The organism is Micromonospora ferruginea (assembly GCF_013694245.2).
Taxonomy (GTDB): domain Bacteria; phylum Actinomycetota; class Actinomycetes; order Mycobacteriales; family Micromonosporaceae; genus Micromonospora; species Micromonospora robiginosa.
Map to the genome: position 1 here is coordinate 3,416,224 of NZ_CP059322.2, position 12,020 is coordinate 3,428,243.

Annotated in this window: 10 protein-coding genes; 9 read left to right on the forward strand and 1 reads right to left on the reverse strand. The window is 73.7% G+C overall.

Annotated features, from left to right (window positions below; translation table 11 throughout):
• The first annotated feature begins 87 nt into the window (after positions 1 to 87).
• The 5 genes from H1D33_RS14635 (at position 88) to H1D33_RS14655 (ending at position 7,205) form a co-directional block, all read left to right on the forward strand.
• Positions 88 to 921, forward strand: a complete 834-nt coding sequence (locus tag H1D33_RS14635) for a metallophosphoesterase family protein (protein ID WP_181567541.1) — start codon at positions 88 to 90, stop codon at positions 919 to 921.
• The gene (locus tag H1D33_RS14640) at positions 918 to 1,607 is read left to right on the forward strand and encodes a 4'-phosphopantetheinyl transferase family protein (RefSeq protein WP_181567540.1); all 690 of its coding nucleotides are present in this window, start codon (positions 918 to 920) and stop codon (positions 1,605 to 1,607) included. Before H1D33_RS14635 ends, H1D33_RS14640 begins: the two co-directional genes overlap by 4 nt.
• A 45-nt stretch (positions 1,608 to 1,652) precedes the next feature.
• Entirely contained in the window at positions 1,653 to 3,914 is a 2,262-nt protein-coding gene (locus H1D33_RS14645; protein WP_181567539.1) for a catalase, read from the forward strand.
• 138 nt (positions 3,915 to 4,052) lie between these two features.
• A complete protein-coding gene (locus H1D33_RS14650; protein WP_181567538.1) occupies positions 4,053 to 5,729 on the forward strand; it encodes a glycoside hydrolase family 99 protein in 1,677 nt (558 codons plus the stop codon).
• A gap of 102 nt (positions 5,730 to 5,831) precedes the next feature.
• Entirely contained in the window at positions 5,832 to 7,205 is a 1,374-nt protein-coding gene (locus tag H1D33_RS14655) for a glycosyl hydrolase family 18 protein (RefSeq protein WP_181567537.1), read from the forward strand.
• A gap of 58 nt (positions 7,206 to 7,263) precedes the next feature.
• On the opposite strand, the gene H1D33_RS14660 is transcribed toward H1D33_RS14655, so the two are convergent.
• A complete protein-coding gene (locus H1D33_RS14660; RefSeq protein ID WP_181567536.1) occupies positions 7,264 to 8,022 on the reverse strand; it encodes a peptidylprolyl isomerase in 759 nt (252 codons plus the stop codon).
• 177 nt (positions 8,023 to 8,199) lie between these two features.
• Here H1D33_RS14660 and H1D33_RS14665 point away from each other — a divergent pair, with 177 nt between their 5' ends.
• From H1D33_RS14665 to H1D33_RS14680, 4 genes are all read left to right on the forward strand, one after another.
• The gene (locus H1D33_RS14665) at positions 8,200 to 9,318 is read left to right on the forward strand and encodes an RNA ligase RtcB family protein (protein ID WP_181567535.1); all 1,119 of its coding nucleotides are present in this window, start codon (positions 8,200 to 8,202) and stop codon (positions 9,316 to 9,318) included.
• Complete coding sequence (gene prfH, locus H1D33_RS14670) at positions 9,315 to 9,920, forward strand: peptide chain release factor H (protein WP_181567534.1); 606 nt, start codon at positions 9,315 to 9,317, stop codon at positions 9,918 to 9,920. Before H1D33_RS14665 ends, prfH begins: the two co-directional genes overlap by 4 nt.
• On the forward strand, positions 9,917 to 10,891 hold the full coding sequence (locus H1D33_RS14675; RefSeq protein ID WP_181567533.1) for a phosphotransferase family protein: 975 nt from the start codon (positions 9,917 to 9,919) through the stop codon (positions 10,889 to 10,891). Before prfH ends, H1D33_RS14675 begins: the two co-directional genes overlap by 4 nt.
• 305 nt (positions 10,892 to 11,196) lie before the next feature.
• Positions 11,197 to 12,012 carry a DUF72 domain-containing protein gene (locus tag H1D33_RS14680; RefSeq protein ID WP_220138785.1) on the forward strand — a complete coding sequence of 272 codons (816 nt, stop codon included), beginning with the start codon at positions 11,197 to 11,199 and terminating at the stop codon, positions 12,010 to 12,012.
• The last annotated feature ends 8 nt before the right edge of the window (positions 12,013 to 12,020 follow it).

Consider the following 12,020-nt stretch of genomic DNA (forward strand, 5'->3'; position numbering starts at 1 on the left):
CCGATGCCGCCCATTCTGCGTCGGACCCCGGACACCGCTCAACCCCGCGCCTGGCCTTCCGGGGTCGCCGCTGGCAAGATCGGCCGGGTGACGGGTGCGTTGTACGCGGTCAGTGACCTCCACGTGTCGTACGCGCAGAACCGTGCGGTGGTGGACGGCCTGCGGCCGGAGAGCGCGGACGACTGGCTGATCGTGGCCGGTGACGTCGGCGAACTGTTCGCCGACATCGAACGCACGCTGCGGCTGCTGCGCGACCGCTTCGCCCGGGTGGTCTGGGTGCCCGGCAACCACGAGTTGTGGACACACCCCACCGACCCGGTGACGCTGCGCGGGGTGGCACGCTACGAGGCGCTGGTCGCGATGTGCCGCGAGCTGGGCGTGGACACCCCGGAGGACGACTACCCGGTGTGGCACGGGGCGGGCGGCCCGGTCACCGTGGCGCCGCTGTTCCTGCTCTACGACTACTCCTTCCGCGCGCCCGGCACCACCACGAAGGAGGAGTCGCTGCGCGCGGCGTACGCGTCCGGGGTGGTGTGCACCGACGAGATGCTGCTGCATCCCGACCCGTACCCGGATCGGGAGTCGTGGTGCCGGGCGCGGCTGGCCGCGACCGCGCGGCGGCTGGACGCCACCGACCCGGCGCTCCCGACCGTGCTGGTCAACCACTGGCCGCTGGTCCGCCAGCCCACCGAGGTGCTCTGGTATCCGGAGTTCGCCCAGTGGTGCGGCACCGACCGCACCGCCGACTGGCACGTGCGGCACCGGGCGGCCGTCGCGGTCTACGGCCACCTGCACATCCCGCGCACCACCCACTACGACGGGGTGCGGTTCGAGGAGGTGTCGCTGGGCTACCCGCGCGAGTGGGGCCGCCGGGGCGGCGAGCCCCGGCCGATGCGCCGGATCCTCGGCGACGCCGGGTGATCGAGGCGCTGCTGCCGGCGGCGGCGGTGGTCGTGGAGGCGTTCGCCGACCGGCCCGGCGAGTCGCCGTACCCCGGGGAGGAGGACCTGGTCGCGCGCGCGGCGCCGGGCCGCCGCCGCGAGTTCGTCACCGCGCGGCGCTGCGCCCGCGAGGCGCTGGCCCGGCTCGGGTACGCGCCGGCGCCGATCCGTCCCGGCCCCCGGCGGGAGCCGCTCTGGCCGGCCGGCGTGGTCGGCAGCATCACCCACTGCGACGGCTACCGGGCGGCGGCGGTGGCCCCGGCCACCGCGCTGGCGTCGCTGGGTGTCGACGCCGAGCCGCACGAGCCGCTGCCCGAGGAGGTGCTCGGCGTCGTCACCACGGCCGGCGAACCGCGGCGGCTGGCCGCGCTGCGCGGCGACCACGCGGGCGTGCACTGGGACCGGCTGCTGTTCAGCGCCAAGGAGTCCGTCTACAAGGCGTGGTACCCGTTGACCGGCCGGTGGCTCGGCTTCGAGGAGGCGGAGGTGACGCTCGACCCGGCCGGCCGGTTCACCGCCCGGCTGCTGGTCGACGGCGCCCGGATCGACGGCCGGCCGCCGTTGCGCGCGTTCCACGGCCGCTGGCTGGTGGCCGACGGTCTGGTGGCGACCGCCGTCGCGGTGCCCAGCGATTCGTCCTTGTTTGCCCGCCCCGACCCAGGGTAGGGGCTGAGGGCCTGGTCATTTCACCGCAACGGAGGACAGGTCCTGATGGAATCCAGCAAGCCCGCCCGGGTCGTCAAGGACGTCGTCGAGGCCGCCGTGGAGAAGGTCGGCGAGGCGCTGACCCCCGACGTGCCAGGCGCGCCGGGCAGCGCGCCGCCGTCGCTCGACGAGCCCACCGCACCGCACGGTCCGCTGCCGCCCAAGGACGAGCAGGGCGCGCCGGACACGCGTACGCCCACCGGCGCGGAGACCGGCGTCCCGAAGATCGCCAAGGGGCAGCAGGGGGCGTACCTCACCACCGCCAACGGCGCCCGGCTGCGCGACACCGACCACTCGCTCAAGGCCGGCCCGCGCGGCCCGGTGCTGCTTCAGGACCACCACCTCCGCGAGAAGATCACCCACTTCGACCACGAGCGCATCCCGGAGCGGGTGGTGCACGCCCGGGGCGCCGGCGCGCACGGCGTCTTCGTCGCGAACGGCGCGGCGGAGCAGGTCACCCGGGCCGGTTTCCTGAAGAAGGGGCGCGAGACCCCGGTCTTCGTCCGCTTCTCCACCGTGCTGGGTTCGCGCGGCTCGGCGGACACGGTCCGCGACACCCGGGGCTTCGCCACCAAGTTCTACACCGACGAGGGCACGTTCGACCTGGTCGGCAACAACATCCCGGTCTTCTTCATCCAGGACGCGATCAAGTTCCCGGACGTGATCCACGCCGGCAAGCCGCACCCGGACCGGGAGATCCCGCAGGCGCAGAGCGCGCACGACACGTTCTGGGACTTCGTCTCCCTGCACACCGAGGCGCAGCACCACACCATCTGGAACATGTCCGACCGGGGCATCCCGCGGTCCTACCGGACCATGGAGGGCTTCGGCGTGCACACCTTCCGGATGGTCGACGACGCCGGGGCGACGGTGCTGGTGAAGTTCCACTGGAAGCCGAAGCTCGGGGTGCACTCGCTGGACTGGGAGGAGGCCCAGTTGCTCAGCGGCATGGATCCGGACTTCCACCGGCGCGACCTCTACGACGCCATCGAGGCCGGCGCGTTCCCGCAGTGGGAGCTGGGCATCCAGGTCTTCCCGGACACCCCGGAGGAGACGTTCGCCGGGGTCGACCTGCTCGACCCGACGAAGATCGTGCCGGAGGAGATGGCGCCGGTGCAGCCGATCGGCACGCTCACCCTCAACCGGACGCCGACCAACTACTTCGCCGAGGTCGAGCAGGTGGCGTTCCACGTCGGGCACCTGCCACCGGGCATCGACGTCACCAACGACCCGCTGATGCAGGGCCGGCTCTTCTCCTACGTGGACACGCAGCTCACCCGGCTGGGCGGGCCGAACTTCACCCAGATCCCGATCAACCGGCCGCACGCCGACGTCAACGACATGCTGCGCGACGGCTTCCACCAGCACGCGGTGCACGCCGGCGTGGCGCCGTACCGGCCGAACTCGCTCGACGGCGGCAACCCGTTCCCGGCCGGTGACCGGGAGCACGCGTTCGTCGACGTTCCGGTGACGGTGGCCGAGGCGCCGAAGGTGCGGGCGTCGCCGGCCAGCTTCGACGACCACTACAGCCAGGTGCGGCTGTTCTGGGCGAGCATGTCGCCGGTGGAGAAGGAGCACATCGTCCGGGCGTACACGTTCGAGCTGGGCAAGTGCTACCACCAGGCGATCAAGGAGCGGCAGCTCCAGTGCCTGGCCAACGTCGACCCGGTGCTCTGCGAGCAGGTCGCCACCGGTCTCGGCCTGCCCGTGCCGCAGCCCACCGTGCCGCCGGCCGAGGTGCAGCCGAGCCCCGCGCTGTCCCAGGTCGGCGGGGAGTGGCCGGCGGACGGCCGGACGGTCGGCATCGTGGTCGACGCGGACGGCGACCTGGACGACGTGGGGCCGGTCCAGCGGGCGGTGTTCGCCGCCGGCATGGTGCCGCTGCTGATCGCCGCGCACGGCGGCACGGTGGGCGGCCTGCCGGTGCAGCGGACGTTCGCCACCGCCCGGTCGGTCGAGTTCGACGTGGTCCTGCTGGCCGGTGCGCCGGCGCCCGCGCCGGACGCGCTGCCGGCGCGGGACGCCAAGGCCGGCGCGCCCGGGTCCCGCACCGTCGACCCGCGGGTGACGCTGCTGGTCGAGGAGGCGTGGCGGCACGCCAAGGCGATCGGCGCGTGGGGCGCCGGGGCCGAGGTGCTGCGGGAGGCCGGGGTGGCCGGTTCGCCGGGTGTGGTCGCCGGTGGCTCCGGCACCGAGGCGCTGGAGTCGGTGCAGCGGCTGATGGCGGCGCACCGGGTCTGGGAGCGGTTCCCGGCCTCGGTCGCCTGAGTTCGGAGCGGCGGGGCGGTCCCGGTCGGGATCGCCCCGCCGCTTCTTTCATCGACCTGTCTAAGTATTGCAATGTCACGTCGCGTGCTGCCATGATGACCGTCAATTTCTTCCTCCTCCCCCGAAGGAGCGGTCTCCATGGCGCCCACCCGCCGTACCCTGATCCGGTCCCTGGTGGCCGGGTCCGCGCTCGCCGCGCTTCCCGACCTCGCGCTCTCCCCCACCCCCGCGGCCGCGGCCAGTCCCCCCGGCGACGTGGTCGGCAAGGTCACCGTCGGCTACCAGGGCTGGTTCAGCTGCCCGGGTGACGGCGCGCCGATCGGCGGCTGGTGGCACTGGAGCCGGGACCGGTTCCAGTCGCCCTCCCCGGCCAACACCACGATCGTGTCCTGGCCGGACATGCGGGAGTACACCCGCGGCTACCCCACCGCCTACCCGAACCTCGGCGACGGCCGGCCGGCCACGCTCTTCTCCTCCTACGACCAGCAGACCGTGGACACCCACTTCCGCTGGATGCGGGAGTACGGCTGCGACACCGCGGCGCTGCAACGGTTCAACCCGTTCGGCGACGAGGGACCGACCCGCGACGCGATGGCGGTCAAGGTCCGCTCGGCGGCCGAGCGCTTCGACCGCAAGTTCTACGTCATGTACGACGTGACCGGCTGGACGTCGATGCGGACGCAGCTCAAGGAGGACTGGACGACGAGGATGTCGGCGCACACCGCCTCACCGGCGTACGCCCGGCAGAACGGGCGGCCGGTGGTCTGCGTCTGGGGGTTCGGCTTCGCCGACGACGGCCGCCCGTTCGCCCCCGACGCCTGCCTGGACGTGGTGCGGTGGCTCAAGGCCCAGGGCTGCTACGTGATCGGCGGGGTGCCGACCTACTGGCGGCAGGGGATCAACGACTCCCGGCCCGGGTTCGGCGAGGTCTACCGGGCGTTCGACATGCTCTCGCCGTGGATGGTGGGGCGCACCGGGACGCTCGACGGGCTGGACTGGTTCCACACCAACGTCAATGTCCCCGACCTGGCCGACTGCGCGGCCCACGGCATCGACTACCAGCCCTGCGTGATGCCCGGTGACCTCTCCGCCGGCCACCGCCGGCACGGTGACTTCTACTGGCGGCACCTCTACAACATGGTCCGGCTCGGCGCACAGGGGCTCTACGTGTCGATGTTCGACGAGTTCAACGAGGGCAACCAGATCGCGAAGACCAGCGAGACCGGGGCGGCCACCCCGGCCGGGACCGGGATCCGGGCGCTGGACGAGGACGGCACGGCCTGCTCGTCGGACTACTACCTGCGGCTCACCGCCGACGGCGGCCGGATGCTCAAGGGGCAACTGGCGCTCACGCCGGTGCGGCCCACCCCGCCGGTGGTCGGGGGCGGCCAACCGCCGACCGGCGACCTGGCGGCCGGGCGGCCGGCGTCGGCGAGCAGCCAGCAGGGCGGGCCGTACGGTCCGGGCAACGCGGTCGACGGCGATCGGGGCAGCTACTGGGAGTCGGCCAACGGCGCGTTCCCGCAGTGGTGGCAGGTCGACCTGGGGGCCACCCGGCCGGTGGCGCGCCTGGTGCTCGCGCTGCCGGCCGGCTGGGAGGCGCGGATGCAGACGCTCTCGGCGCAGGGCAGCACCGACGGCGCGACGTTCGGCACGCTCACCGGCCCGGTCGACGTCCGGTTCGACCCGGCCACCGGCAACCAGGCCACGCTCACGTTCGCGGCCACCGGGGTCCGGTACCTGCGGGTGCGGTTCACCGCCAACACCGGCTGGCCCGCCGGACAGCTCGCGACGCTGTCCGCGTACGCCTCGTAACTCATCGAAGTCCATCGTTGACGACTTAGTTAATAGTCTTTAATATTTGGTCCACCTCGAGGAAGACCCCCTGTCCGCCCCCGTCCCCCGGGAAGGCCCTCGATGCACAGACCCCACCTCCGGCGACGCCTCGCCGCCGGTGCGCTCGCGCTGGTCACCGCCACCGCCACGCTCGCCCTCACCCCCTCCGCCGCCGAGGCGGTGGTGCTGCCCAACGGCTTCCGGAGCGTCGGCTACATGCCGTCCTGGAGCGGCAGCGTCAACAGCATCCAGTACGGCAAGCTCACCCACGTCAACTACGCCTTCGTGCTGCCCAACGGCGACGGCAGCCTGCGCGCCGTGGAGAACCCCAGCAAGCTCTCCTCGCTGGTGTCCCTCGGGCACGCCGCCAACGTCAAGGTCTCCATCGCCATCGGCGGCTGGAACGACGGCGACGACTCCGCGTTCGAGGCGCTCGCCGCCAACTCCGGCGCCCGCGGCGCGTTCGTCAACAACGTGGTCGCCTTCGTCAACCAGTACAACCTGGACGGCGTCGACATCGACTGGGAGTATCCCGACCCGGGCGCGTCGGCCAGCAACTACACGCTGCTGATGCAGCAGCTCGGCAGCGCCCTGCACAGCCGGGGCAAGCTGCTCACCGCCGCCGTCGTCGCCGAGGGCTACTACGTCAACGGGGTGCCCACGGCCGTCTTCGGCGCGGTCGACTGGCTGAACATCATGGCGTACGACGGCGGCAGCCCGCACGCCAACTACGACTGGTCGATCGCCGCCGTCAACGGGTGGAAGGCGCGCGGCCTGCCCGCCGCCAAGGCGGTGCTCGGCGTGCCGTTCTACAGCCGGCCCGGCTACTACACGTACGCCGCGCTGGTCGGCATGGACCCGGCCAACGCCAACCGGGACTGCACCACGGCCGGCGGCGCCCAGCAGTGCTACAACGGCATCCCGACGGTCAAGCGCAAGACCCAGTGGGCGATGGCGAACGCGGGCGGGATGATGAACTGGGAACTGTCCCAGGACACCACCGGCGCGACCTCGCTGGTCACCGCGATCTACGACACCGCGACCGGTGGCACCACCCCGCCGCCGTCCGGACGCACCGGGCCGATCACCGGCATCGCCGGCAAGTGCGTCGACGTGGCCGCCGCCGGCACCGCCAACGGCACCGCGGTGCAGCTCTACGGCTGCAACGGCACCGCCGCGCAGAGCTGGACCGTGGCCGGCGACGGCACGCTGCGGGCGCTGGGCAAGTGCCTCGACGTGACCAGCGCCGGCACCGCCAACGGCACGAAGATCCAGCTCTGGGACTGCAACGGCACCGGCGCCCAGGTCTGGCAGGCCCAGGGCAACGGCACGCTGCGCAACCCGGTGTCCAACCGGTGCCTGGACGCCACCGACAACAGCTCCGCCGACGGCACCCGGCTCCAGATCTGGGACTGCTTCGGCGGCGCCAACCAGGTCTGGCGGCTGCCGGCCTGACCGTGCCGCGACACCCCGGCGGGACGGCCGACCAGGCCGACCCGCCGGGGTGCTCGGATCAGCGACCCCGCTTGGCCCGGCAGATCTCCACCGGCTGGGCCGGCGCGCCGTCGACCGGCGCCGGGTCCTCCGGCGTGGCGGCGATCCCGCCGGCCGCGATCCGGTCCAGCGTGGCCAGCCCGGCCGCGTCCACCTGCCCGAAGACGGTGTAGTTGGGACGCAGCGCCGAGTCGCGCTGGACCAGGAAGAACTGGCTGCCGTTGGTGTCCGGCCCGGCGTTCGCCATGGCCAGCGTGCCGCGGGCGTACAGGCGGCGGACACCGGTCGGGTCGGTCGGCGCGGGCGGCAGGTCGGTGGGCAGCTCGTCGCGGTAGCGGTAGCCCGGGCCGCCCTCGCCGGTGCCGGACGGGTCACCGCACTGCAGCACCGTCAACGTCGGGTACGCGGTGAGCCGGTGGCAGGGCGTCCGGTCGTAGAACCGGTGCCGGGTCAGGTGCAGGAAGCTCTGCACCGTGCACGGCGCCTGCTCCCGATCCAGGGTCAGCCCGATCGGCCCCTGGTTGGTGCGCAGCGTGACCCGTACCGTGCCCCGGTCCGGCGTGCGGCGCGGGTCCGGCGGCAGCGGCACCGGCCGGGCCGCCGGCTCGTCCGGCGTCGGCGTGTACGCGCACGGCCCCTTGGTCGGCGCGGGGTCGGCGGCCGGTGCCGCGGTCGCGGCGACGGCGGAGCCGGCGACCAGCGCGGCGGCGGCCACCGTCACCCCGGCGAGGCGGGCCAGCAGCGGTAAGGCGACGTGCGGTCGGGTTTCGCTCGACACGTGGGTCCTCCCTGGACTCGTGGTACCAGAACGACCGGAGTCTATGGAGCCGGTGACCCGATGTCGACGGAAAGTCGGTTGCCGGGCGTGGCGGGGTCCGGGAGGGTGTCGGTCATGACGTTCTGACGGACCGCACCCCGCCGCTCCCCACACCCCTTCCGAACGAAACGAGCGTTCGTGCCTGCCTCCGTCTCCGTCTTCTCCTCCCCCGGCAGTTGGATCGAGTCCGCCGCGCTCGACCAGTGCCACCAGGTCGCCGCCCTCGACGGCATGACGCACGTCGCCGCGATGCCCGACCTGCACCCCGGCAAGGGCGCGCCGATCGGCGCCGCCATGGCGTCGAGCGTGCTCTACCCGTTCCTCGTCGGCTCCGACATCGGCTGCGGCATCGCGGTGTTCCCGATCGCGCTACGTCGGGCCGTACCGGAACGGCTCGCCGCCCGCTTCCCCGACCTGGACCGCGCCCTGCACCCGGACCGGGACGCCGACGACCCGGCCTGGTCGGTGCTGACCGGCGACGTGCCGGCCGGGCACCTCGACGGCCTCGGCACGGTCGGGCGCGGCAACCACTTCGTGGAGCTGGCCCGCGTCGGCGCGGTCGACGCGCCGGCGCACGCCGACCGGCTCGGGCTGGCCGCCGGCGACCTGGTGCTGGTGGTGCACTCCGGCTCGCGCGGGCTGGGCGAGAAGATCCTGCGCGAGCACACCGAGGCGTACGGCGCCGGCCCCGCGCCCGACCCGGCGGCCTACCTGTCCCGCCACGACGACGCCGTCCGGTGGGGCTCGCTCAACCGGCGACTGCTGGCCGCCCGGGTCGCCCACGCGCTGGGCGCCGAGCCCACCGAACCGGTCGTCGACCAGTGCCACAACCTGGTCGAGGTCCGCGACGGGCACTACCTGCACCGCAAGGGCGCCGCCCCGGGCGACGGCCGGGACGTGCTGGTCGCCGGCACCCGGGGCACCCCGTCGTACCTGGTGGCCGCGCACGCCGGCGCGGACGCCAACCACTCGGTGGCGCACGGCGCCGGCCGGAAGATGTCCCGTGCCGACGCGCTGCGCCGTGGCAGGGCCAAGCACACCGTCGAGGAGCTGCGTCGCACCCCGGTCGGGTCGCTCGTGGTGTGCGGCGACCGCCAACTGCTGTTCGAGGAGGCGCCCACCGCCTACAAGCGCATCGAGCAGGTGATCGGCGACCTGGTGGCACACGACCTCGCCACCCCGGTCACCACCACGGTGCCGCTGGTCACCTACAAGACGCCTGACGTCGCGCCGGCGCGCCGCCGGGGGCGGCGGTGACCGACCTGTTCCTCTCCGCCGGGCGTGGCCCGCAGGAATGCGCCTGGGCACTGGGTCGGCTGCTGTCCCGCCTGGAGGCCGACGCCGCCCGCCACCGGCTGGTCGCCACCCGGGTCGAGACCGTCCCCGGCGAGCGGCCGGGCACCTGGCGCTCGGTGCTGCTGCGGATCACCGGCGCCGGGGCGGAGACGTTCGCCGCCGGCTGGACCGGCACGCTCTGCTGGCAGGCGGCCAGCCCCTACCGGCCCGGCCACGGGCGGAAGAACTGGTACGTCACCGCCCGGCCGCACCGGGCCGAGGTGGTGGACACGCCGTTCCGGGAGGCGGACGTCGCGTTCACGCCGTGCCGCACCGGTGGACCCGGCGGCCAGCACCGGAACAAGGCCAGCACCGCCGTACGGGCGACCCACCGCCCGTCCGGTCACGTGGTGGTGGTGGACACCGAACGGCACCTGCACCTCAACCGCCGGATCGCCGTCGACCTGCTGCGCCGGCGGGTCGCCGAGGACGACGAGGCGGCCCGCCGCGCCGGCACGGCCGCCCGCCGCCGGATCCACGACGACCTGATCCGCGGCGACCCGGTCCGGCTGGAACGGCCGTGACGCGCACGTTCCTGCGGCCGGACGACATCCGTGACCTGGTACGCGACCGGCTCGGCGCGGACCGCCGGGTCGCCACACTCGACCGGCTCACCGGGGGCACCCGCAAGGGCGTCTACCGGATCGGGCTCGACGACGGGTCGACCGCGATCCTCTATGTCTGGTCGCCACGGGAGAACTACTGGCCCGAGACGGAGGCCGTCCCGGACGACCCGTTCACCGAGGCGTCCGGGCCGGAACTGTTCGCCGTCAATCAGGCCGCGCTCACCGCCGCCGACGTCCGCGTGCCGCACCTGATCGCCCGTGCCCCCGCCGGCCGCCACCTCGACGCCGACGTCGCGCTGGTGGAGGACGTCGGCGGGGTGACTCTGGAGGCGTTGCTGACCCGCGACCCCGAACGCGCGGCCGAACCGCTGGCCCGGCTCGGGGACGCGCTTCGGCGGATGCACACCACGTTCGGCCCTCGCTGGGGCCGGCTCACCGACATCGCCCGCAACATCTCACCGACCCGACCCTGCGAGGACGTGGTGCTGGCCCGCGCGTCAGGCCACCTCGCCGGGGCGGCCGCCCGCGACCCCCGAACGGCCGCCGCTCGTGATCGGATCGCCGCCCACCTGCGCGGCCTGCACGACCGGGTGACCCCACGGCGGGAGTACGCGCTGGTGCACGGCGAACTCGGCCCGGACCACGTGCTCGTCACACCGGACGGCCAACCGGTGATGATCGACATCGAGGGTCTGACCCGGTTCGACGTCGAGTGGGAGCACGCCTGGCTGCGGCTGCGCTTCGGGGCGGCCTACCCGAGGCTGCATCCGCTCGCGCTCGACGCGGACCGACTGGAGTTCTACCGGTACGCGCAGGTGCTGTCGCTGATCGAGGGACCGCTGCGGATCGCCGAGGGCGACTTCCCCGACCGGCGATGGATGCTCGACCTGGCCGAGCGAAACATCACCAAGGCCCTGACCCCGCTCTGAGCCCACCTCCCCTCCCTCCCACCTCCCACCTCCCACCTCCCACCGATCTTGGACTTGTGGTGCCAGCGAATGTCTGATTCACCCAGGTATGGCCGGTGCCACAACTCCAAGATCGACGGTCGGGTCGCGCCACCCCCACCCCCTCGGGCGTGATCAAGGAGTTCGTGTCGCCGCGGAGATCGACTTCGACACGAACTCCTTGATCACTCGCCGGTTCTGGGAGCCCGGGTGGGGAGGGAGGGAGGGGTCGGATACGGTGGGCGCGGCCGGGAGGGGGTCGGATGCGACTGCGCGTCGGGTGTGCCATGTGGACGCACCGGGCCTGGCCGGGGCATTCGCTGCCGGCGCACGAGCGGCTGCGGGCGTACGCCGGCTGGTGCGACGCGGTCGAGGGGAACACCACGTTCTACGCGACGCCGAGCCCGGCGACGGTGGCGTCCTGGGCCGAGCAGACCGAGCCCGACTTCCGGCTCCTGGCGAAGCTGCCGAAGGCGGTCACGCACGAGCGGCGGCTCACCGGCGGCGAGGCGGAGCTGAGGGCGTTCCTGCACGCGATGGAGCCGCTCGGCCCCCGGGCGGACACGCTCTGGGTGCAACTGCCCGGCTCGTTCGGCCCGGGCGACGTGCCCGACCTGGACCGGTTCCTGCGCGCCCTGCCCGCCACCCACCGGTACGCGGTCGAGGTCCGCCACCCCGCCTTCTTCACCGACGCCGGCGCGGCCCGCGCGTTGGCGGCGACGCTCGGCCGGGCCCGCGCGGAGTGGGTCCCGTTCGACACCACCGCGTTCTTCCGCACCCCGCCGACGAGCGACGGGGAGCGGGAGGCGTGGACGCGCAAGCCACGCCTGCCGCTGCGCACCGAGGCGCTGACCGACCGGCCGGTGGTGCGCTACCTCGGCCGCGACGATCCGGCCGCGACGGTCGAGGGCTGGCAGCCGTGGCTGGACGTGGTCACCGGGTGGCTGCGCGAGGGCCGCTCGCCGACGGTGTTCGTGCACACGCCGGACAACGCGGACGCGCCCGACCTGGCCCGCCGGTTCCACGACCAGGTCCGTGCCCGCCTGCCGGAACTCGCGCCGCTGCCCGAGCCGACCCCGGTCGGCCCGGCCACCCTGTTCTGACCGGGCCG